Origin of the sequence: Sorangium sp. So ce590 (assembly GCF_051521365.1) — a bacterium.
In the GTDB taxonomy this organism is placed as follows: Bacteria; Myxococcota_A; Polyangia; order Polyangiales; family Polyangiaceae; genus Sorangium.
The window spans coordinates 8,489,159-8,511,096 of sequence record NZ_CP150346.1 but is presented as its reverse complement, the minus strand read 5'-3'; the positions used below and the strand labels follow the sequence as shown (position 1 = coordinate 8,511,096).

At 71.7% G+C, this 21,938-nt stretch carries 13 protein-coding genes and 1 pseudogene; 8 read left to right on the top strand and 6 right to left on the bottom strand.

Annotation, left to right across the window (positions count from 1 at the left end; genetic code table 11):
* Positions 1 to 113: 113 nt before the first annotated feature.
* Entirely contained in the window at positions 114 to 3,971 is a 3,858-nt protein-coding gene (locus WMF28_RS32115; RefSeq protein ID WP_437597219.1) for a serine/threonine-protein kinase, read from the bottom strand.
* 202 nt (positions 3,972 to 4,173) lie between these two features.
* Between WMF28_RS32115 and WMF28_RS32110 the strand changes: the two genes are divergently transcribed.
* Both WMF28_RS32110 and WMF28_RS32105 read left to right on the top strand, forming a co-directional pair.
* On the top strand, positions 4,174 to 4,785 hold the full coding sequence (locus WMF28_RS32110; protein ID WP_437597217.1) for a Dps family protein: 612 nt from the start codon (positions 4,174 to 4,176) through the stop codon (positions 4,783 to 4,785).
* 302 nt (positions 4,786 to 5,087) lie between these two features.
* Positions 5,088 to 5,825: an enoyl-CoA hydratase/isomerase family protein gene (locus tag WMF28_RS32105; RefSeq protein ID WP_437597216.1), complete on the top strand. Its 738-nt coding sequence runs from the start codon at positions 5,088 to 5,090 to the stop codon at positions 5,823 to 5,825.
* A gap of 230 nt (positions 5,826 to 6,055) precedes the next feature.
* On the opposite strand, the gene WMF28_RS32100 is transcribed toward WMF28_RS32105, so the two are convergent.
* From WMF28_RS32100 to WMF28_RS32090, 3 genes are all read right to left on the bottom strand, one after another.
* A complete protein-coding gene (locus tag WMF28_RS32100; protein WP_437597214.1) occupies positions 6,056 to 6,451 on the bottom strand; it encodes a GFA family protein in 396 nt (131 codons plus the stop codon).
* 98 nt (positions 6,452 to 6,549) lie between these two features.
* Complete coding sequence (locus tag WMF28_RS32095) at positions 6,550 to 7,434, bottom strand: ADP-ribosylglycohydrolase family protein (protein WP_437597213.1); 885 nt, start codon at positions 7,432 to 7,434, stop codon at positions 6,550 to 6,552.
* A 172-nt stretch (positions 7,435 to 7,606) separates the two neighbouring features.
* Positions 7,607 to 8,086 carry a hypothetical protein gene (locus tag WMF28_RS32090; RefSeq protein ID WP_437597212.1) on the bottom strand — a complete coding sequence of 160 codons (480 nt, stop codon included), beginning with the start codon at positions 8,084 to 8,086 and terminating at the stop codon, positions 7,607 to 7,609.
* Positions 8,087 to 8,112: 26 nt separating this feature from the next.
* On the opposite strand from WMF28_RS32090, the gene WMF28_RS32085 reads away from it, so the two are divergent.
* Positions 8,113 to 8,277, top strand: coding sequence for a hypothetical protein (locus tag WMF28_RS32085; protein ID WP_437604389.1), 165 nt, complete (start codon positions 8,113 to 8,115; stop codon positions 8,275 to 8,277).
* Here the strand turns inward: WMF28_RS32085 and WMF28_RS32080 are convergent.
* Positions 8,267 to 8,386 (bottom strand): annotated as a pseudogene (locus WMF28_RS32080) (PEP/pyruvate-binding domain-containing protein); the annotation flags it as partial. The gene WMF28_RS32085 and the pseudogene WMF28_RS32080 sit on opposite strands and share 11 nt — an antisense overlap.
* Positions 8,387 to 8,836: 450 nt before the next feature.
* Here WMF28_RS32080 and WMF28_RS32075 point away from each other — a divergent pair.
* The 4 genes from WMF28_RS32075 to WMF28_RS32060 all read left to right on the top strand — a co-directional run bounded on the left by WMF28_RS32075 (position 8,837) and on the right by WMF28_RS32060 (position 17,642).
* On the top strand, positions 8,837 to 10,228 hold the full coding sequence (locus WMF28_RS32075) for a M12 family metallopeptidase (RefSeq protein ID WP_437597211.1): 1,392 nt from the start codon (positions 8,837 to 8,839) through the stop codon (positions 10,226 to 10,228).
* A gap of 78 nt (positions 10,229 to 10,306) precedes the next feature.
* Positions 10,307 to 11,278: a trypsin-like serine protease gene (locus WMF28_RS32070; protein WP_437597210.1), complete on the top strand. Its 972-nt coding sequence runs from the start codon at positions 10,307 to 10,309 to the stop codon at positions 11,276 to 11,278.
* A gap of 205 nt (positions 11,279 to 11,483) precedes the next feature.
* The gene (locus tag WMF28_RS32065; protein ID WP_437597209.1) at positions 11,484 to 15,389 is read left to right on the top strand and encodes a protein kinase domain-containing protein; all 3,906 of its coding nucleotides are present in this window, start codon (positions 11,484 to 11,486) and stop codon (positions 15,387 to 15,389) included.
* 720 nt (positions 15,390 to 16,109) lie between these two features.
* Positions 16,110 to 17,642: a serine/threonine-protein kinase gene (locus WMF28_RS32060; protein ID WP_437597208.1), complete on the top strand. Its 1,533-nt coding sequence runs from the start codon at positions 16,110 to 16,112 to the stop codon at positions 17,640 to 17,642.
* Positions 17,643 to 17,652: 10 nt separating this feature from the next.
* Here WMF28_RS32060 and WMF28_RS32055 read toward each other — a convergent pair whose 3' ends face one another.
* Complete coding sequence (locus WMF28_RS32055) at positions 17,653 to 18,594, bottom strand: PEGA domain-containing protein (protein ID WP_437597207.1); 942 nt, start codon at positions 18,592 to 18,594, stop codon at positions 17,653 to 17,655.
* A gap of 277 nt (positions 18,595 to 18,871) precedes the next feature.
* On the opposite strand from WMF28_RS32055, the gene WMF28_RS32050 reads away from it, so the two are divergent.
* Positions 18,872 to 21,574, top strand: a complete 2,703-nt coding sequence (locus WMF28_RS32050) for a hypothetical protein (RefSeq protein ID WP_437597206.1) — start codon at positions 18,872 to 18,874, stop codon at positions 21,572 to 21,574.
* The last annotated feature ends 364 nt before the right edge of the window (positions 21,575 to 21,938 follow it).

Genomic DNA, 21,938 nt, shown 5'->3' with positions numbered 1-21,938 from the left:
CCGACGCGCGCCAGCCACCGCCAGATACGTGCTCTCCTGTGCGCCGCGCCGATCTCTTTGCGCAGGCCGCAGGCGCTGCGCAGGCCGCGGGCGCTGCGCAGGCCGCAGGCGGTTCAGCGGGCCGCCTCGTCGAGCCACTCGTGCGCGAGCGCGAGGAGCCGCGCGTTGTCGGGGACATCGCTCAGGAAGCGCTCGCGCCAGACGGGGTCGCTGATCCTCCCGGCCCGCACGAGCAGCCCATTGCGGGCCAGGGCGATGGCGCCTCTGGCCTCGGCCCTCTGGCCCGCCGCCGCCAGCGCCTCGGCGTGGACCAGGCGCACCAGAAAGCCCTCCTCGTCGCCGCGGTCGGGCTCGAGCAGCGACAGCGCCTCCGTCGTGGCCGCGAGCGCCTCGCCGGCGCGCCCGAGCTCGAGCAGCGCGCGTGCGCGGGCCGCGATGGCCGCGGGGAGCCGCTCCGGCACCGCCCGCGCGAGCGCCTCGGCCGCCTGCGACTCCACCTCGGCGAGCGCGGGCTCGCCCGCGAGCAGCAGGACGCGCGCGAGCTGGAGCCGGCTCTCGCACTCCCGGCGCCGGTCGCCGCGGCGCTCCAGCGCCTCGATCGAGCTCCGCAGCGCCGCCTTGGCGGCGTCGACCTCGCCGGCGTGGGCGAGCGCGAGGCCGAGGTTCTGCAGCGCGTTCGGCACCCGGTCGTCGAGCGCCATCCGCTCCGCCTCCTCGAGCCCGGCGCGGAGCACCTCCGCCGCCGCCTCGAAGTACCCGAACTGCACGTAGCAGAGCCCCATGTTGAGCCGCGCCCGGCACGCCTCGCGGCGATCGCCGATGTCCTCGAACGCCGCGAGCGCCGCGCTCATGCTCGCGATGCAGGCGCTCGGATCGCCGTTGTGCTGCCGGAGCAGCCCGTGCAGGTAGAGGAGCTTCGCCTCGATCATGAGATCGGCGGCCGACGCGTCCTCCGTGGCCTGCTCGACCGCGTCGATCAGCGCGTCGACGCACGCGTAGCGGCCGCCGAGCAGGAGCACGATCGCCCCCTCGAGCAGGCAGGCGTTCCTCGCGATGAGCGCGCCCGCGAGCGGCGCGGTGCCGAGGACGACCATCATCCAGCGCTCGACGCGCTCGTAGTGGCCCTGCTTGTGCCCCGCCCCGGCGAGCTGCGTGAACGCCGAGAACCAGGCCACGGAGCCGGGCGCGAGGTGCCGCGTCGCCTCGAGCCCGCGCTGCTCGGCGAGGGCGGCCTCCCCGCGCCAGAGCAGCGCCTCGGCCTCGACGAGGCGGAGCGCGCCCACCGCGGCCGCGCCGGGCCCGCAGGCGATGCCGCGCTCGGCGCACGCGATCGCCGCGGCGAGGTCGTTGCCGCGCAGCGCCTTGTCCGCCGCGCGCAGGTACCACTCGGCGGCCTTCTCGGGCTCCTCGCCGCGCTCGAAATGCTCGGCGAGGACCCGCGGGTCGCCCTCGCCGGCCGCCTCGAGGAAGCTGCCCGCGAGCGCGTGGCCGATGCGCAGGTCGCGCGCGGTCAGCATGCCGTAGGCGGCGTCGCGCACGAGCGCGTGGCGGAAGCAGTACTCCGCGCCGTCCCGCTGCCGCCCCTCGCCCCGCCGCACGATCACCTCGCGCCGGAGCAGCTCCGAGAGGAGCGGCGCGATGTCGATGCTCCCGAGGAGCGCCGCGACGGCGCTCGACCGGAACGTCTCGCCGAAGATGCTCGCCGCCCTGAGGAGCCGCCGCGCCTCGGCGTCGAGCGTCTCCAGCCGCGCCTGCACCATGGCCACCACCGTCTCGGGCTGGCCCTCGCTCTTGCCCTCCGCGGCGGCGCGGATCTGCTCCTCGAGGAAGAACGCGTTGCCGTCCGCGCGCTCGACGAGCCTCGCCACGAGGTCGTGCCGCGCGTGCGCGCCGAGCGCCTCGCGCACGAGCCGCTCGCTCGCCCGGCGCGGGAGCGGCGTCAGGTGGAGCTCGTGCGCGAGCCGGCCCTCCCAGAGCCTCGGGAACAGCCGGCGCACGTCGGGCCGCCCCAGCGCCAGCACGAGCAGCGGCATGTCCTTGAGCTGGCGCAGCGCCCCCTCCACCATCGTGACGGTGGGGAGATCGCCCCACTGCAGATCCTCGAGCACGAGGAGCACGGGCCCTGCGCGGCACGCCGCCCCGAGGAAGGCCTCCCAGGCGAGGCGGAGCTGGTCGCCCATCAGCACGGCGTCGCGCCGCGCGAGCCGGAGCTGCACGTCGTTCTCGTCGGGGAACGGCGCGCCGGCGAGCTCGCCGAGGAAGGGCGCGACGCGGGCGGCGTCGAGCTCCGCGTGCTGCGCCGCGCGGCCCCGGATCTTGCTCTGCCGCGCCGCGAGCGGCTCGCCGTCGGTGAGGCCGAGGGCGTGACGGAGCGCGCTCGCGAGCAGGCCGAAGGCCGAGCCCGCGCCCATGGGGTCGCCCTGGCCGATCCAGACCTCGATCCGGTCGCCCCGCTCGCGGAGCTTGCGGATGAGCTCCTGGCGCAGGCGCGACTTGCCCATGCCTGCCTCGGCGGTCACGAGCACCGCGCCGGCGGCGCCCTCGTCGATGCAGCGGTCGACCTCCGCCACGAGCATCGCGAGCTCGCGCTCGCGGCCGACGTACGTGGTCGGCCGTCCGAGCAGCTGCGCGGTCCGCTCGTCGCGCGCCCCGTGGAGGACGCGGCCGGCGGCGTCCTCGGTGACGTCGAACCGGGCGCCGATGAGGGCCGCGGTCACCTCGTCGATGCGGACGCCCGCGAGGGGGAAGCGGTCGTCGTCGGCGGCGAGCATCAGGAAGGCGCGGTCGATGAGCTCGCCGACGGGCACGCGCGCCGAGAGCTCCGCCCGGCCGGTGGCGAGGGCGACGGGCGCGCCGCCGAGCAGCTCCTTCAGCGCGAGCGCGCACCGGGCGGCCCGCGCCGCGAGATCGGTCGGCGTGCCCGCGCCCGACAGCACGATGAGCGGCGAGCGGCCCTCGACGAGCTCGAGCTCGCCGCGGTACTGCTCCGCCACGTCGTGCAGCTGCCAGAGCTGCGCCCGGCGCGGCTCCTCCGCGGCGTCGCCCTCGGCGGGGTGCTCGCGCGTGACCACGAGGCACATCACGCGCCGCTCGCCGGTGGTGAGCTCCACGGCCCGCGGCGGGAAGGAGCGGGGCCCCCCGATGCTGCTCTCGGGCCCGCCGATCGTGGCGAGCTCGGCCGCGACGGCGTCGCCGTCGGCCGGCCGATCTTGCGGAGATTTCGCGAGCATGCGGGCGACGAGGCCGTCGAGGGCCGCGGGGGTGCCGGGCCGGAGCTCGCGCACGCGGGGTGGGTCCTCGAGGAGGACCTTCATCAGCACGGCGAGCCCGGCGTTCCCCTGGAAGGCGGGGTGGCCGGTCAGGCAGCGGTAGAGGATGCACCCGAGCGCGAACACGTCGACGCGGGCGTCGGCGCTGAGCTCTCCGCGCGCCTGCTCCGGGGCCATGTACCCGGGCGTGCCCAGGACGAGGCCGGCGGCCGTGAGCGGCTCGTCGGTGGCGGCGCGCGCGAGCCCGAAGTCGATGAGGCTCACGCGCTCGAGCGAGCCGCCCTCGAGGATCAGGTTGCTCGGCTTCAGGTCGCGGTGGACGAGGCCGAGCCTGTGGACGGCGCCGAGCGTCCTCGCGACGTGCAGGCCGAGCTCCAGGGTCTCCTCGAGGGTGAGCCCCTGGCGGGTGAGCCGCTCGGAGAGCGTCTCGCCGTCGAGCCATTGCATGGCGAGGTAGGGCTGACCCCACGCGGTCGTGCCGTGCGCGACGTACTGCACGACGCCGGGGACGCGGGCCGCCGCGAGCGCCTGCGCCTCGCGCGCGAAGCGGCCGAGGTGCTGGGGGCCCTCGGTGGTCAGGAGCTTTATCGCGACGGCCTCGCCGGTCTGCTGATCGCGGCCCTGGTAGACGGCCCCCATCCCGCCAGAGGCCGCCAGGTGCTCGATGGCGAACCGGCCGTCTATGATATCTCCTGCCTGCATCGCTCACCGAGGACCCCGGCGAGGGGCCTCACCGGCGGCCAGCCTGCCAGCGAGACGAGCTCTGCGTCCAGTGCTCATTCGGGGCGAGGGCGGCGGGCGAGGCGAGCGCGGCAGGCGTGCACAGGCGGCCTCGCCGCGCACGTGGAGGGTTGCCACCCGGCGGTTCGGACGCGAAGAAGGCCTGGTGGCGAGAGGAGCGATCATGGCGATCATGACTCAGGTGCGTGAGCAGACGACCGGGGACGGCAGGCCGGGGCCCGAGGCGCAACCCATCCTGCGCCAGCGTGGGGAGGAGATTCAGCCGTACGGGGCGCTTGCGCGCTATCCGCTCGGGCTGAGCGACGACGTGCGCGCGGCGAGCGTGAAGGCGCTCAATCAGATCCTGAGCGACACGATGGTGCTGCGCGACATGTACAAGAAGCACCACTGGCAGGTATCGGGGGCGACCTTCTATTCGCTGCACCTCCTGCTCGACAAGCACTATGAAGAGCAGGTCAAGCTCGTCGACGACCTGGCCGAGCGGGCGCAGACGCTCGGCGGGATCGCGATCGCGATGCCGCACGACGTCGCCGAGATGACGAAGATCGAGCGGCCGCCGCGCGGGCGCGAGGAGGTGCCGGTGCAGATCTCGCGGCTGCTCGAGGCGCACGAGCAGATCTTGATCGAGGCGCGCGAGGCGGCGGGCAAGGCGGCCGAGGGCGGCGACGACGGGACGAACGACCTGCTCGTGAGCGAGATTGTCCGCGTCAACGAGATGCAGGTGTGGTTCCTGTCCGAGCACCTCGTGGACACGCCGCTCGTCCGGGCGCGGTAGGCGGCGGGGGCGATACCGCCGCTCCTCGCCGTGCGCCGCGCCCCGCGGAGAAACCGTGTGCGCCGTGAGCGGGGGCACGCCCGTTCGGTAGTGGTCTCATTTCCCCAGAGAGAGTTCACATGAAGGCGGGAAGGCGGGAAGATCCTTGAGCTTTTCTTCCCGCCTTCATGTTCAAATCCGACAACCACCGCCCGTTCTCGGCTCGCGAGGGCGAGCGCCGCGCGCAGCGGGTAGGTGGATCGGTGGAGCGCCGCCGGACGCGCGTTCTTGCGTCGAGATCGGCCGTGCGCGATGCTCGCGCCATGCAATTCATCGAGGTGCTCACCAGCGGCGGCATCGCCGAGGTCGCGTTGAACCGACCCAAGGTCAACGCAATGAACCACGCGGTGCTCCGCGAGATGACCGACGTCTTCGGGCGGCTCGCGGAGGACGACGCCGTGAGCGGCGTCCTCGTCCGCGGCGCCGGCAAATGCATGTCGGCGGGGCTCGACCTGCGCGAGGTCGCGTCGCTCGAACGGGAGGCGCTCGCGGGCTTCCTCGACGATTTCGACGCCGCCTTCGGCGCGGTGTTCCGCTTCCCGAAGCCCTTCGCCGCCGCCGTGCACGGTCACGCGATCGCGGGCGGCGCCGTGCTCGCGATGTGCGCCGACTTCATCGCGCTCGGCGCCGGCGACTACAAGCTCGGGCTCCCCGAGCTCGCCGTGGGTATCCCCTTTCCGCGCGTCGCCTTCGAGATCGTCCGCGCCGCCTGTCCCCCCCGCGCGTTCCGGCGGCTCGTCTTCGGGGCGGACCTCCATTCCCCCGCGGAGGTCTTCGAGATGGGCGTCGGCGACGCGCTCTCCGCCGATCCGCTCGAAGACGCGCGCCGCTGGCTCGCCAAGGCGTGCGGCCGCCCCGCCGCGGCGTTTCGCTTCGTCAAGGCGAGCCGCCGCAACGAGGCGTGGGCGCGGATCGCCGCGACGCCGGTCGCCGAGCGAGAGGCCCTGATCGACGCGCTCGTCTCCGCCAAGCAGGCGTTGACCGCGCCGCTCTTCGGGTGAGCTCGCTGGAGATCACCACGCCGCGCGGGGGGTGATCAGCGACAGTCCCTCCTGCCTCCCGCACGGCTGCTCTTCCTCCCGCACCCCGCCGCGCAGCGCGCTCGCGTGCCCGGTCTTCGTCGAGCCAGCGCGGCGCGAGGACGAGACCGGCGAGCCGATCGCGGCGGTTCAGCAGCCGTGGAGCTCCATCGGCCTGGTCCGCTCGATGGAGGGGTCAGGTGCCTGATTGCTCATGGGATGTGCTCGGCGTCGGGAGGGGGAATGACCCAGCTGTGCATTCGAGCCTCGTAAACAGAGACGAGCGGCGCTGGAAAGCTTGGGTCAGCAAACGCCCCAACAGGGATTGCCAAGTATTCTTCCATTCCCTCCGACTCGTAGTAGACGGTCGATCCGCAGCCTGGACAGAAGTGGAATTTGCTATGAGAGCCTTCGTCGCCCACGCGGACGTACTCAGACGAGGCGCCAGAGAGCGAGACGTCCTCGCGCCGAAACCTGGCTTGCTGCCCGAAGACGCTGCCAGTTCGGCGCTGACAGGCCAAGCAGTGGCAAATGGAGACACGCACAGGCTCGCCGGTAACTCGAGCCTTGAGCTGACCACAACTGCAGGAGGCGACACGGTCGGGCATGTGAACTCCCCTCGGGCACCTGACGCGTTACCGGTCTGCCGCGGGCGCGTAGCGCCCGCCGGCAGCACCGGCATGTTAGCAGAGACCGGCCCCGCTCGTCATTGCAGAAGAGAGATGAAGGGGTCGAGCACCGGAGCGAGCTGCGGAGCCTCCGGAAGCCTCGCGATGAGGCCCTCCGGGACTGGCCGTCCCGAGATGGCGGCGACCTGGGCGGCGATGGCGGCGATCGTGTCGGTGTCACCGCCCAGAGAGACCGCCGTCGCGATCACCGACTCGAGGGGCTCCCTCGCGGTCGTTGCCGCGACGAACAAGGCGATCGGCACGGCCTCGACTCCATGGCCGGAGCACCCGAAGCGAAGGGCGGCGTCGCCGGGAGACTCTCGAAAGGCAGAAAGGTCGAGGAGCCGGTCGCGGACCGCCGTGTCGGGCAAGGCGTTGGCGACCGCGGAGAGGAGATCCTGCGGAACCACCGAGGCCGTCGCACAGAGCCGCAGCGCGACGATCACCGCGAGCGCACCGGAGTAGGCCTCGTCGCTGTGGTGGGTGATCCGTGAGATGTCACGGATCGTCCGACGATCGGCCTCGATATTCGGGTCCAGGAAGAACGACAGCGGAGCGGCCCGCATGGCGGCGCCCGCCCCGGCGGCGAACTCGCCGCGAGCTCCAGCCAGAGCCCAGTGGGCGCCGGCGGCAAGGTCACGAAGCGCCTTGAGGGTTGCGGAGCCCGCCCCGGTGATGCGGCTCTCCTCGAACCAGCGGCGGAAGCGCTCCGCGATTCGCTCCGGCTGCACACGCCCTCGGTTCAGCACGATCGCCTCGCACGTGGCCAGGGTCAGCCAAGTATCGTCCGAGAGCCGCGGAGCGTCAGGGAACGAAGGCCGAACGGGCCCGGTGAGACCTTCGTACGGGCCGCCCCATGCATCGCCGAGGGCGCCTGCGAGGAGGCAGCTCCGTGCGCGTGCCCGTAATCCGACGCTCGTCATCGGTGGAGATGATACGCCCGATCCCGTCGCGGCGCTCGCCCTTCGGCTAACGAGTGGCCGCGCTGCCGAGGGGAGCGAGGCTGCGCGGCCCTCGGATAGCAGCGGCTCGTTCGGTCGCCGCCCGCTCGAAGGGGCCCGGGTCGGGGGCTAGGAAGCCGGGGCAAGGTTGACGTTAATACCATTTTGTCGAAATATTATGTAATGTTTCTTGAAGAGTATTAACAATCTCTTCTTTTTCAATGTCGACGTGAAATACTTTGCCCACCTCGCTCCTGGGTTCATGTCTTTCGTCCCAGTAGGAAAAGATAATGTAGCTGCTATTTTGAGAGTGGACGTAGTAACAGCGCGCAGACATGGTGGTCAAGTCCAACGATAGAATCCTGTGCTGAGCTGCGTCAGTCATTTCAAATTGGATAAACAGCGCTTCGTCGCTTGAATTATTGTCAATTATTACATGCGTATGGCTCTTCAGTTTTTCGATGTCATTTTTTAGATTATGGTAAAAGGTCGGCAAGTACACCACATCGTCAACGCTGGTTATGTCTTTCCCGCCTAACCAGACCTTTATGTGCTGGTTCTGCTTCGACCCCTCCCAGTAATCGCCAATGTCAACAGCTAGTTTGGTCCTGTTGCCGATCAGACCCATTGTCATCGTCTCTACTCTATTACGCTTTTACGTTGAAATCTCTCCCGGACCCCTGGCGCGCGGAACTGGGCGCCGAGCTCACGACCCCCGAGGAGACCCTGTTCAAGGCGGCGCCGGGCACGAAGGCCACGCCGCGATCCACGGCCCGCGGCAGCCGCTCCACCGCGCCGAGGCCGAGCGCTGGCGAGCGGTCGTGACGCAGAAGCCGGGCGGCACGGGGAAGCCGGCGGCCGCCAGCTCGCCGAGGTTGGCCCCCTTGCCGCCGACGCGCGGAAGGTCGCGCGCCCGTACCTGCGCGAAGGGGATGACCCACGAGGCGGGGGCCTGGCCGGCTTGCCCCGAAATCTCCCCGGAACGCGCTCCAGAAAAAAACGATGTGCCGTGTTCGACACCATGAAGGCCGGCCGGGCCCGGCGGCATTCAAAGGGCACAGGTGAACGATCGCGCAGAGGAGGGTCCCGGGACGGGCTCGCGCCCGAGCGGGGCATCGACGTGTCTCTCGAGGTCCTCCCGCAGGGAGACCTCCGCGTCCGACCGAGGACCGCGGCTGGCCCAGCGCTGCAGCCCGGATGACCTCCGCGGTCGCGACGAGAGCGACAGCCGATGATCCGCGGCCAGCGCCACTGGCCTCCGTGGGCGCCTCCGGGCTCGCGGGAGCGCCGCTCGGATCCGAGGGCCGGGACGACGTGGCTGCGCGGAGGGCGGAGATCTCTCGATCTCGGCGCACCGCTTGCCCGTCGAGGAGGACTCATGATCATGCGAAACAGGTTCGGTGTTCAGGCGATATTGGGTCTCGGGCTCGCGCTCCTCCCGGGGTGCGTCGGAGAGCCCGGCGCGGACGGGGAGGACGCCGAGAGCTCCTTCGACGCGCGCACGGAGCTCGCGTTTCCCGGCGTGCGCGGCCGCGTCGAGGAGCGCATCGTCGATCTCCCCGGCCTGGGGCCGCAGAGGGTGGTTTACGAGCGGATCGGCGGCGTGGCGGTGTTCGAGGGCGATATCCTCCTCGACGAGCGAGACCGGCAGGAGCGCTCCGCGGCGCGGCTCGACGGCGCCTCCCGGTGGCCGGGCGGGGTCGTCCCGTACACGATCGACGCGAGCCTGCCCTACCAGGTCCGGGTGAACGACGCCATCGCTCACGTGCAGTCCGTGACGCCGCTCCGGTTCACGCCCCGCACGACCGAGGTCGCTTACGTGACGTTCCGGCCGAGCACCGGGTGCTCGTCCGCCATTGGGCGGAGCGGCGGCCAGCAGTTCATCCTCCTGGCCCCCGGCTGCTTGACCGGCGAAACCATCCACGAGATCGGGCACGCCGTCGGCCTGTACCACGAGCAGTCGAGGGGCGATCGCGACGAGAAGGTCACGGTGCACTTCGAGAACATCGAGCCAGGCCACGAACACAACTTCCTCACGCACCTCGGTCGCAGCGACGGCGTGGATCTCGGGCCGTACGACCTCGGCTCGATCATGCACTACAACTCCTTCGCGTTCTCCGCCAACGGCCAGCCCACGATCACGAAGAAGGACGGGTCGACCTTCACGTCGCAGCGCGCGGGGCTGTCGATCGGCGACATCAGGGCGCTGGAGGCGATGTACGGCCGCCGCGTGCGGCTCCGGACCGGGGTCGCCGCGGACCGCTGCCTCGGCGTGTCGAACGGCAGTACGGAGGAGGGGGCGACGGTGCAGACCCAGGGCTGCCGCCGCACGAGCGCCCAGGAGTGGCTGCTCACGCCGAGCGGCGAGCTGCGGAGCAGCGTGGCCCCGGACCGCTGCCTCGACGTCGTCGGCGCCAGCTCGACCCCGGGGACCAACGTGGCCATCGTGTATTGCGACAGGGGCAACGGGCAGCAGTGGTTCATCTCGCCGAGCAGCGAGCTGCGGAGCGCCGTCGCCGACGACCGCTGCCTCGAGGTCGCCGCCACCACGGGCAACGACGTCCAGCCCGGCACCAACGTCCAGATCGGCGTGTGCAACGGCAGCAACGCCCAGCGGTGGCTCTGGACGCCGGAGGGCGCGCTGCGGAGCTTCGTCAACAACGAGCGCTGCCTCGACGTGAGCGGCGGCGCGATCGATTTCGGGACGAACGTCCAGATCGAGGAATGCAACGGCACGCGCGCGCAGCGCTGGATGAAGCCCGGCATCACTTTCTGAGGCGGCGAGAGGCGGTGAGGTGCCGAGACGGCGAGAGGCGGTGAGGTGCCGAGACGGCGAGAGGCGGTGAGGTTCACGATGTCTGGAAGGCGCCTTCGGCCCCTGTCGCTTCTCGCCCTCGCCGCCCTCTCCGGCTGCGCTCCCCGGGACGCGCTCGAGGGTGCGGCGGAGCGCGTCGGCGAGCATCGGGCCGCGATCCTCGGCGGCGCGCTCGATGCGGCGCGCGACTATGCGGTCGGCGTCGGGGACGAGGGCGGCGCCTTCTGCTCCGGCGTCCTCGTCGCGCGCCGCGTGGTGCTCACCGCCGCGCATTGCCTCGAGCCCGGCGGAGGGATCACCCGGATCTACTTCGGCGAGGATCTCCGTCCGGGCGCGGCGCGGCCGCCGGCGGTCGTCCGCGCGGTCGCGGCGGTGCGGCACCCGGGTTTCGACGAGGCGACCTTCTCCAGCGACCTCGCGATCGTCGAGCTCGCCGCCGCGGCGCCGGTCGCCCCGGCGCCGCTCCTGCGCGAGACCCTGGACGGCGGCCCGCGGTACGTGGGCCCGCGCCTCGCCTTCGTGGGGCACGGCATCGACGAGGCGGGCACCTCGCTCGCGCGCCGCGTCGCCGCGTTCCCGATCGCCGCCGTGGGGCCCGCGGACGACGTCGGCCTGGACACGGACAGCGGCCCCATCGACGCCACCCAGCTCTACGCGCGGAGCCCCGGCGCCAACACCTGCTTCGGCGACTCCGGCGGCCCCGCGCTCCTCGTGCGGGGGGGCGTCGAGCGCGTCGCCGGCGTGATCTCCTACGGCGACGCCCACTGCGAGATCGACGGCGTGAGCGCCCGCGCGGACGCCCCGGCGATCGAGGCGTTCATCCAGCCCGAGATCGACCGCATCGAGGCGGGCGATCCGTGCCGCGGCGACGGGATCTGCGACGGGTCGTGCGATGTCGGCCCGACCCTGACCGATCCGGACGGCGCAGAGGCGCATTGTCACCCACGCCCGCCGCCTGCGCAGCCGTCGCTGCGGGTCAGGCAAGCGGCAGCGTCACCATCCCCGTTCTGAGCCATCGAATCCTGTGCAGGCCCCATGATGGAACAGCCTGGTGCCGCCCACGGCCGGCCTGTCGCGTCCAGCGTGCCTGGGCCGCCGCTGCTTCCGCTGACATGGCCCTTGCCCTGCCCGGGGAGGTCGCGCCGCTCGCGCCTGCGCGGTGACAGATTGCGGCGCTCCTTGCCCGGCGATCGGGCGTGGGTGATCCTTGGCGCGCATGCTTCCTGGCAGGCTGCTCGACGGGCGCTTCGAGATCTGCGAGCTCGCCGGCTCGGGCGGGATGGGCGTGGTCCACCGCGCCGTGGATCGCGCGACCGGCGCGGTCGTCGCGGTCAAGCTGATGCGCGAGGTGAACGAGCGCGCGGCCGCGCGCTTCGCCCGGGAGGCCCGCGCGCTCGCCGGGCTCGAGCACCCCCACATCGTACGGTACGTGGCGCACGGGGTGACGCCCACGGGCGAGCCGTTTCTCGCCATGGAGTGGCTCTCCGGCGAGAGCCTCGCGGCCCGCCTGTCGCGGCAGGGGCTGAGCGTCGAGGACAGCGTCGCCCTCGCGCGCGCCGTGGCCGGCGCGCTCGGCGCGGCGCACGCGCGCGGGATCGTGCACCGCGACGTCAAGCCCAGCAACCTCTTCCTGGTGGACGGGGCGGTCGACCAGGTCAAGGTGCTCGACTTCGGCATCGCGCAGCTGCCGGACGCCACGTCGCGGTTGACGCAGACGGCCGCGGTGGTGGGCACGCTGGGCTACATGGCGCCGGAGCAGGCGAGGGCAGAGCGGGAGACGATCGACGCGCGCGCCGATGTCTTCTCGCTCGGCTGCGTGCTCTTCGAGTGCCTGACCGGGCAGCGGGCGTTCCGGGCGCAGCACCCGATCGCGCTCCTGTCGAAGCTGCTCTTCGTGGACTCGCCGCGGGCGGCGGAGCTGCAGCCCGGGGTGCCGCCGGCGCTCGACGAGTTCGTCGCGCGGATGCTGGCCAAGGATCCCGCGGCGCGCCTCGCCGACGGCGCGGTGGTCGCGCGCTGCCTGGACGCGCTCGGCGCCCTGGAGCGGAGCGGCGCCTCGCCGGGCCTCGCGGCCGTCGAGGTCATCACCACCGGGGAGAAGCGGCTGACCTCGGTCGTGGCGGTCCGGCCGGCGCAGGCCTGTTTGCTCGATACGACCGAGACCCTGTCGCTCGACGCGCCGTCGCCGAGCGCGCTCGGCGCGGTCCGCCTCGCAGCCCTGCCGCTCGGCGCCCAGGTCGAGGTGCTGGCGAGCGGCGTGGTGGTGGCCATGGTGGCGGGCGCGGGCAACGCGATCGATCAGGCGGCGCTGGTGGCGCGCTGCGCGCTGCAGATCCGGGCGTCGCTGCCCGGCGCGAGCGTCGTGCTTGTCACGGGGCGCAGCGAGGACACAGGGAGGTCGCCGCTCGGCGAGGTGCTGGAGCGGGCCGCCGCGCTGCTGGAGGTGGTCGACGCGCGCGCCCGCGCCGCCGGCCCGCGCGAGTGCGTCGGCGTCGACGCGGTGACCGAGGCCCTGCTCCAGGGGCGGTTCGATCTCGCGGAGCAGGACGGGCTCTTCTGGGTGGAGGCGGAGCGGGACGTCGGCGAGGGGGCGCGCCAGCTGCTCGGCAAGCCGAGCCCCTACGTCGGGCGCGACTGGGAGCTGCGCGGCCTGGTCGAGCTCGCCGAGGAGAGCTTCGCCGAGCGCCGCGCCGCGGCGGCGCTGGTGACCGCGGCGGCCGGCATGGGCAAATCCCGCCTGCGTCACGAGGTCGTCCAGGCGCTGCGCCGGCGCCACGCCGACCTGGATCTCGGCGTCGGCCGCGGGGACTCCATGGGCGCGGGCTCGGCCTTCGCGCTGCTCGCCGGTTCGGTGCGGAGCGCGCTCGGGATCGCGGCGGGCGAGCCGCTGGAGGCGCGGCGGGGGAAGCTCGCGCGGGCGCTCGATCCGCTGCTCGCGGGCGAGGAGCGGCTGCGCGTGGCCGGGTTCCTGGGCGAGCTGCTCGGCGTCGCCGCCCCGGACGAGGACCGGCCGGTGCTGCGGGCCGCGCGGCAGAGCCCGGCGCTCCTGGCCGAGGGGATCCAGCGCGCGTACGTCGACTACGCGCGGGCCGTGACCGGCGCGCGCCCCATGCTCGTGGTGCTCGAGGATCTCCACTGGGGCGACGCGCCCTCGGCGAGGATCTTCGACCGGGCGCTGCGCGAGCTCGGCGACCGGCCCTACACGGTGCTCGCCTTTGCCCGGCCCGAGGTCCACGAGCTCTTCCCCCGTCTCTGGGCCGAGCGCGGGCTCTCGGAGCTCCGGCTGCGCGTGCTGCCCGCCCGGGCCGCCGAGCAGCTCGTGCGGAGCGCGGTCGGCGCGTCGATCGCGCCCGAGGAGGTCTCCGCGCTCGTCCGGCGGGCCGAGGGCAACGCCTTCTACCTGGAAGAGCTCATCCGGGCCGTTGTCGAGGGCCGCGGCGGCGCGCTGCCGGAGACGGTGCTCGGCATGGTGGAGGCGCGCCTCGCGGCGCTCGGGACCGAGGCGCGGCGGATCCTGCGCGCGGCGAGCCTCTTCGGGGAGGTTTCCTGGATGCGGGGCGTGCGCGCGCTGCTCGGCGCGGCGCCGCCGGGGGCGAGCCAGGCGGAAGCCTGGGCCGAGCTCTTCGAGCGCGAGATCCTGGAGCGCCGGTCGGGCGCGCATTTCGCGGGCGAGGAGGAGATCGCCTTCCGCCATGCGCTCCTGCGGGAGGCGGCCTACGCCATGCTCACCGAGCGCGACCGGGCGCTCGGCCACCGGATCGCCGGCGAGTGGCTGCTCGAGGCCGGCGAGCAGGATGCGATGGTGCTGGCCGAGCACTTCGTGCGGAGCGACGACAGGTCGCGCGCGGCCGAGCTCTACCTGCGCGCGGCCGAGCTGGCGCTGCGCGGCGCCGATCTGCCGGCGGTGCTCGCGCGGGTGCAGGCGGGGTTCGCCTGCGGGGCCGCGGGGGAGAGCCTCGCCGCGCTCCACCTCGTCTGGATGGATGCGCTCATCTGGAGCAGCGCCTACGCCGAGGGCCGCGCGGCCGCGCTCCGGGCGCTCGAGATCGCCGCGCCCGGCAGCCAGCACGACCGGCATGCCGTGGCCGGCGCGCTGAGCTGCGTCGTGCATTTCGAGGACCGGCAGGTCGTCAAGGCGCTGCTCCAGCGCCTTCCGCCCGAGGAGCTCCCCGCCGACGTCCACGGGGCAGCGGTCATCTCCCGGATCCTCGCCGCCCTGCTCTGGGAGGGGCTGCCGGAGCTGGCGGAGCCCTACCTTCGGCGGCTGTACGAGGACGTCGCCGGCGCCAGCGAGGGCGACCCGTATCTCGCGATCCGCATCCACGTGTGCCAGGGCCTGTGGCTCCGCCACGCGGCGCAAGACCCGTGGGGCGCGCTCGTCGCGTACCTGGCCGCGGTGCGCCGCATCGAGGAGGTCGGCGATCACCTCTTCGCCCTGACGGTGTCGTCGTTCCTCCCCTTCGTCCACATGGCGCTCGGCGCGCTCGACGCTGCCGACGAGCTCAACGAGCGCGTGCTCGCGTCGGAGGGCGCGGCCATCTTCGCCTTCTCGAGCTCGATGACGTTCCGGGTCCTCTCGCTCCTGGAGCGGCGGCGGCCAGCAGAGGCGATCGAGCGGGCCGGCGCGCTGCTCCAGTATGCGTCGACGCGCGACGATCCCAGGCTGGCCGCGATGGCGCGCCATCTCCTCGTCGAGTGCCATCTCCTCCGGGGCGACCTCGCGGCGGCGGAGGCGGCGCACCGCGCGGCCGGGGACACGAGCCGGCTGGTGCCCAGCGTGCACGCCATGCACCTCTCGTTGCTCTCCGAGCTCCGGCTCAGGCAGGGGCGGGCGGCGGAGGCCGTCGCGCTCGCCCGCGAGGCGCTCGCGTGGAACCGGCGCGCCTGCGCGGGCTTCGCGCCTCGCCAGGAGCTGCTCCCCGCGCTCCACGCCGAGGCGCTCCACGCGAGCGGCGACGTCGAGGCGGCCCGCGCCGTCCTCCGCGAGGCGCGCGCCCACCTGCTCGCCCGCTCGGCCAGGATCGGCGACCCCGTGATCAGGAAGAGCTTTCTCGAGAACGTCTCCGCCAACGCCCGCACACTCGCCCTCTCCCGCGCGTGGCTGGACGACGCCGCGCCGTGATCGCGCCTGTCGAGGCGAGAGCCGTCGTTGCAGGGACGAGCAGGCGGTCGTCATCGGCGGCGTCGCGCGTGACCTCGCCCGTAACCGCTGCGCCAATACCGGTTCGTCTTGCACGAACGCCTCGCAACACGGATCGCTGCAATGAAGGAAGGCAAGACCGCATTGTGGACACGGAGCCTCCGGCGCGGCGGCGTCGAGCTCGGCAACGTCAGGAGAGGGCGGAAGGTAGGTGCGGTGAGCACGGAGAGCTGGTGCCGTGACCGAGGCGCACCTGTCTCATAACAACAACACGGTCCACGCCCATCTCCTCGACGCCCTGCCCACGCCCGCGCGATCCAGGAGCTCGGCCAGGTACAGTCCGCGGTGCGAGGCGCCGGTGCCGGAGGCTGAAGGCCGCGGCTCATCGACGTTCCACCTCTCGTGGAACCAGGTGGAGCTCAGAATGCGCGTTACCTCAACCCGTGCGTACAACGAGGCTGTACGATGGTAGGCGGATCAGAGAGGCTTGACTTTCGGACAGCGTTTGGACTTCTTAGCGAAGTTTTTGCGGCAGCTGCCCACCCGCGAAGCGCCGCCGCCGGCTGTCGGTGAATGTAAGGAAGTGGGGCTACTGGTACGATGGACGCAATTTGTCTCCGCCGTGTTTCTTATCGCTAGGCACTCGCTTGGTGTCGCCGCACACTCGTACAGTCAGGGAACGTAGCAAGCATTCCGAGTAGCGTGAATCCTGCGCCGAACCTCCTCCCCAACTCCCCGCCCGAGCTCGGGCCCGGGTCCGTGTTGGGTCGTTACGAGCTGCTGCTGCCGATCGCAGCAGGCGGCATGGCGATGGTGTGGGCGGCGCGGCTGAAGGGGACGCGCGGCTTCCAGAAGATCGTCGCCGTCAAGACGATGCTGCCGACGCTGACCGAGGACGACCAGTTCGAGCGCATGTTCCTCGCGGAGGCGTCGCTCGCGTCACAGATCCGCCACCCGCACGCCGTCGAGATCCTCGATCTCGGCGAGCAGGACGGCGTGCTGTTCCTGGCGATGGAGTGGCTCGACGGCGTCCCGCTCAACCAGGTGATGAAGACCGCGAAGAGGCGGAACGGCATGCCGATCCCCATCGCCGTGCGCATCGTGGCGCAGGCCTGCGCCGGCCTGCACGCCGCGCACGAGCTCAAGGACAAGAACGGCACGCTCGTCGGCCTGGTGCACCGCGACATCTCCCCGCAGAACATCCTGGTCACGTACGACGGCGTGGCCAAGGTGGTGGACTTCGGCGTGGCCAAGGCCACCGCGCTCAACGACAGCACGACGCAGGCCGGCCAGCTCAAGGGCAAGGTGAGCTACATGGCGCCGGAGCAGGTGCGCGGCGACGCGATCGACCGGCGCGTCGACGTGTTCGCGATGGGCATCGTGCTCTACGCGCTCACCACCGGCAAGCACCCGTTCCGCAGGGAATCCGAGGGCGCGACGCTGTTCGCCATCTCGTCGCCGGACCCGGTGCTGGCGCCGCACGAGTTCGACGCCGACTACCCGGCGTCGCTCGAGGCGGTGCTGCTGCGCGCGCTCGAAAAGGACCGCGACCAGCGCTACGCCACGGCCAACGAGCTGCTGCGAGCGCTCGACAAGGCGCTGCCGCCCAGCCAGCGAGCCGCCGACGCGGACGTCGCCGATTTCATCCGCGACCTGTTCGAGGAGCAGCAACAGCAAACGCGCGCGGCCCTCACCGAAGCGCTGGAGCGCGCCGACCGCAATCAGCTGAGCAACAACCTCGGCATCTCCGACGTGACCGGCACGAGCCACTCGGCGGTGAGCGCCTTCAGGACCGTCAACCTCCGCGGCGCGACCCAGGGCGAGGCCGGAGAGAGCGCGCCCGACAGCGAGATCCCGCCGTTCGCGCGCCCCAAGAGCCGCGCGCTGCTCGCCGTCGTGATCCTCGTTCTCTGCGCCGCCGGCGTGCTCGCCGTACTGCTGCTCCGGGGCGCCGACGCGCCAGCCCCGCTTCCTTCCGTCGCCGCGCCCGCCGCGCCCGCCGCCCCAGCGCCCGCGCCCCCCAAGGCGGAGGCGCCCCCTGCGGCCGAGCTCGGCGCGCCCCCGGGTGAGCCCTCTGCCTCCGTCTCGGCCAGCGCAGCGCCGGCTCCGCTCCCGGCGTCACCCGCGAGCGCGGCGCCCCGCCGTCAGAACAAGCCCGCCGAGCCGATCAAGGCGCCGAGCCCGGCCCCAGCGCCCGCGCCGCCCAAGTCGTGGAAGCACGATCCGGGGTTCTAGCTCGACTCCCTCAGAATGTTCCTGAGAGACTCGCACCTATCTCGGAGCCGCCCGCGATGGGCACGAGCTCGAGCGAGGTCTTCTCGGGCTCTTTTGGCTTCTTCTTCTGAAGGAGCAAGATCGCGGTCGCCGTGCCGACCGCGGCGACGCCGACGCCGAGCGCCACCTGCGCGCCGTAGTGATAGAGCCTGAGGTCGTCGTAGCGCGACTCCATGGAGGGCGGGCACGACTTGCCGCGCGGGCCGCAGGCGTCTTCCAGATCCTGGAGCGCTCCCTGGCGGAGCACGAACAGCACCCCGGAGCCGATCAGGCTCGCGGCGCCGACGCCCCCGACGACGTACGGCACCACCTTGGACGGCGGCCTCTCCGGCAAGGCGCCCGCCTGGATCAGCAGCTCTTGCGGCAACGCCTCGAGCGTCACCTCGACGCGCGTCACCCCCTCCTCCTTCAGCTCCACCGTCTCTTGAAACGGCTTGTGATTGGGAGCCTTGGCGGTGAGCGCGTGAGGCCCGGGATCGAGCGGCACCTCGACGCCGATGGACGCACCGCCGAGGGCGATGCCGTCGAGCTCCATGGCCGCCGAGGCCGCCCCTTTGCCGCGTACGATGACGAGCCTCGGGATCCGGGCACGCAGCCGGCCGATCGACTGCTCGACCTCGGCCCGAAAATCGGGCCCGACGGCGTCGGCCTCCGCGAGCGCCAGCTCGTAGCCACCGAGCGCGGCCACGAGCCGCCCCAGCTTCTCCTCGCACACGGCGATGTGGAAGCGAACCTGCGGCGTCATCCGCACCTGCCCGACTTCGCGGAACTGCTGCAGGGCCGCGGCCCAGTTACCCGCTTGCTCGAGCTCGGTCGCCTGCTGGAACTGCGCGCGAGCTTGCTTGAGCTCGTCGGTGTCCTGGGCGAGCGCGGGCGCCTCGAGCAGCAGCAGCACCGCTGCGACGCGGAACATTCGTGGAAAATTCCTCACCGCTGCGACGCGGAACATTCGTGGAAAATTCCTCATGCGACGCTTGCCATAGTGAGCTTGCCATAGTGACTTGCCGCCTCCGCTCCTGTCAACGTGGCGGCGAAGGCCACGCCGCGCGCGTCAACGTGGCGGCGTGGACTTCGCCGCGCCGCGTCGTGGTCCGAGGTGCGACGTGCCGGCGGAGCTCCGCGCGCGGATGCTGACGCTGGCTCGATTTGTGGCCGCGAAATCCGCCAGCGAATGATACTTTTGTCGTTGCATGTCGACCCCGAGCTTTCTGCGTTGCTTCGCGCTGCTCCGCGCGTTCTCGGCCGCCGCGCTGACGGCGGGGATCTCCGCCGCTTCGTGCAGCGTGCCGGACTTCGAGTTCGCGCCGGGGCCCAACCCCGACTTGCCGGCGCACTGTACCGACGACGTCCGCGACGGCTCGGAGTCGGACGTCGATTGCGGCGGCAGCTGCGACAAGAAGTGCGTGACCGGCCAGGACTGCAACCAGGCCAGCGACTGCGAGAGCGGCGTGTGCCAGGACGGCGCGTGCGTCGGGGCGACCTGCACCGACGGCGTGCTCAACGGCACCGAGAGCGACGTGGACTGCGGCGCCGACTGCGAGGGCTGCGAGGACGGCAAGATCTGCCGCTCGAGCAGGGACTGCCTGAGCAGCGATTGCATCGGCGAGGTGTGCGGCCCCACCTGCTCGGACGGCTACGCCAACTGCGATCGCCAGGCCGAGGGGAAGTGCGAGGTGAACGTGCGCACCGACGCGGACAACTGCGGCGGCTGCGGCCTGAAGTGCGCGCTGCCGCACGCGACCGCCGAGTGCCAGGGCGGCTCCTGCAAGGTCAAGGAGTGCGAAGCGCCTTACGCCGACTGCGACGGCGACCCCGAGAACGGCTGCGAGGTGAACACGTCGACCAACGCGAGCCACTGCGGCGGGTGCGACGAGCTGTGCCCGGCAGCGAACGGCGACGCGTATTGCGAGGCGTCGGAGTGCAAGATCGAGTGCGACGAGGGCTTCACCGACTGCAACGGTCAGGTCGTCGACGGTTGTGAGAGGGCGACAACCCGTGACGTGTTGCACTGCGGCGGGTGCGGCATCGAGTGCGTGCCCGAGGCGGGCGGCAGGCCCTGGTGCCGCGACGGCGTTTGCGGTGAGACGATTTGCCCGGCCGGCAGGGGCGACTGCAACGGCGACCCCGAGGACAGCTGCGAGGTGGATCTGGCCGCCGATCCGGAGAACTGCATCACGTGCGGCGGCCTGTGCACGGTCGCCAACGGCACCGGCAAGTGCACGGCCACCGGCTGCGCCATCGACCGCTGCGCGCCGGGCTTCGCCGACTGCGACGCCAGCTACGACAACGGCTGCGAGACGAGCACGGACACGAGTCTCAGCCACTGCGGCGGCTGCGGCGAGACGTGCACAATCGCCGACGGCGCCCCCAAGTGCGAGGGCGGCGCCTGCAAGGTGCGGACGTGCAACAGCGGCAGGGGCGACTGCGACGGCAATCCGGACAACGGCTGCGAGACGAACGTCAATTCGAACCAGACCCACTGCGGCGCCTGCGCGGCCGCCGGCGGCGTCAACTGCAACACGATCTACGCGAACGCCACCGCGACCTGCCAGAACAGCAGCTGCACCTTCGTCGGCTGCAGGGCGGACTACGGCAACTGCAACAGCTCGCTGACCGACGGCTGCGAGGTCAACGTCAGTACCGACGAGGGGCACTGCGGCGCCTGCGGCACCCAGTGTAACACAATCCACACCACCAGCAATCAGTGCCTCGACGGCACCTGCAACCCGGTGTGCACGAGCGCGCAGTACGACGACTGCGGGGTACCGAGGAACGGCTGCAACATCGACCTCTGGAGCGACGAGAGCAACTGCCTCGGCTGCAACCTCGTGTGCGAGAGCGGGGCCAGCGCCCACGTCGCCAGCAATCAATGCGGCTCGTCGGGCTGCAGCCCGGTGTGCAGCGGCCTGTGGCGCAACTGCGACGGCAACGGAATGAACGGCTGCGAGAAGGACACCTCCGGCGACATCAACGCCTGCGGCGCTTGCAACACCCGGTGCCTCCAGGCGAACGCGAGCGCCACCGCCTGCACGGCCGGCACCTGCGTGCCCACCTGCGACCCGGGCTGGAAGGCTTGCGGCAACCCCCACGAGGGCTGCACGACCCAGCTCGGCACCGCCAGCAACTGCGGCGACTGCGGCCACGTGTGCTCGGGGACGAGGACCATCTGCTCGAACGGCAACTGCGTCGTCACGCCGGACATCGTCGTCGTCAACTCGGGCGCGATCGGCACCTTGGGCACCATCGGGATGTCGGCGCCCATCATCAACGTGAACCACGCCCTGCAGACGCCGCGGGATCACGATCGCATGATCCTTGTCGGGGTCGTCGCCTCCGAGAACTCGCTCGTGCCGGTGAGCGTCACGTACGACGGCACGCCGATGACGCTCTTCAATGGGCAGCAGGTGTCGGGCGAGAACAACGCCGCGGCGCGCATCTACTACCTCCTGGACAGCCAGCTTCCGGCCGCCACCGGCAACAAGCCCGTGGTGGTGCAGATGGCGAACTCGAACACCTGGGGCGTGTACTTCGCCAACGTGGTGGAGCTGAAGGGCGTGCACCAGTCGAACCCGTTCGCGAGCGCCACCTCGACCGGCATCCACGCCAGCGCGGCGGACTGCGGCGGCACGGTGTCCCGAGGGGTCAGCACCAACTTCAGCGCGAGCGGCTCGTTCGTGTACACGGTGATGGCGGCGCGCAACGCCAATACCGGCGCCACGATCAGCCCCACCGCGGCGACGTCCACCATGAACCGGCGCCTGACCGATCCGACGACCATGGTCGCGCTGGCCGGCTACCTCGTGGCCAACTCCAACACCATGATCTCCTGGACGGTGGGCGGCTGCTGGAGCACCGCCGGCGTCGGCGTCGCCGTGCGGCGCGCCGGCGGCTGAGCGCCTCGAGGCGCGTGCGCGCCGATCGAGCCTGCGCATGCAGTGAAGCGCATGTTCAACAGCTTATTCATGCCTCGAAGGGGCCGCCTTCACGCTACAGTCTGCCGGGCTTTCTCCGCCAATTCGATAAGAGTTTTCCGCAACGACCGACAGTCGTCTTCACCCGTTCGTGTTGACTTGTCCACCCCACGCTGGCGACAGGACCATGGACAACGACAAGCCCCAGAACCCCACCCCTTCTCTCACCGAGCTGATGGGCGCGATGGCGGCGGCCCAGGCTGCGCAGGAGCCGTTCTTCCTCGGCCTCCTCCGCGGGCACCTGAAGAAACACCCTGGTTTCAAGTACTCCGTCGTCGCTGAGAGC

Coding starts and splice junctions, on each gene's coding strand:
- WMF28_RS32100 (WP_437597214.1), bottom strand. CDS start 6,451: ATGCCCGACCGTGTCGCCTCCTGCAGTTGTGGTCAGCTCAAGGCTCGA.
- WMF28_RS32105 (WP_437597216.1), top strand. CDS start 5,088: ATGCAATTCATCGAGGTGCTCACCAGCGGCGGCATCGCCGAGGTCGCG.
- WMF28_RS32115 (WP_437597219.1), bottom strand. CDS start 3,971: ATGCAGGCAGGAGATATCATAGACGGCCGGTTCGCCATCGAGCACCTG.
- WMF28_RS32095 (WP_437597213.1), bottom strand. CDS start 7,434: ATGACGAGCGTCGGATTACGGGCACGCGCACGGAGCTGCCTCCTCGCA.
- WMF28_RS32050 (WP_437597206.1), top strand. CDS start 18,872: ATGTCGACCCCGAGCTTTCTGCGTTGCTTCGCGCTGCTCCGCGCGTTC.
- WMF28_RS32075 (WP_437597211.1), top strand. CDS start 8,837: ATGCGAAACAGGTTCGGTGTTCAGGCGATATTGGGTCTCGGGCTCGCG.
- WMF28_RS32070 (WP_437597210.1), top strand. CDS start 10,307: ATGTCTGGAAGGCGCCTTCGGCCCCTGTCGCTTCTCGCCCTCGCCGCC.
- WMF28_RS32110 (WP_437597217.1), top strand. CDS start 4,174: ATGGCGATCATGACTCAGGTGCGTGAGCAGACGACCGGGGACGGCAGG.
- WMF28_RS32090 (WP_437597212.1), bottom strand. CDS start 8,086: ATGACAATGGGTCTGATCGGCAACAGGACCAAACTAGCTGTTGACATT.
- WMF28_RS32055 (WP_437597207.1), bottom strand. CDS start 18,594: ATGTTCCGCGTCGCAGCGGTGCTGCTGCTGCTCGAGGCGCCCGCGCTC.
- WMF28_RS32065 (WP_437597209.1), top strand. CDS start 11,484: ATGCTTCCTGGCAGGCTGCTCGACGGGCGCTTCGAGATCTGCGAGCTC.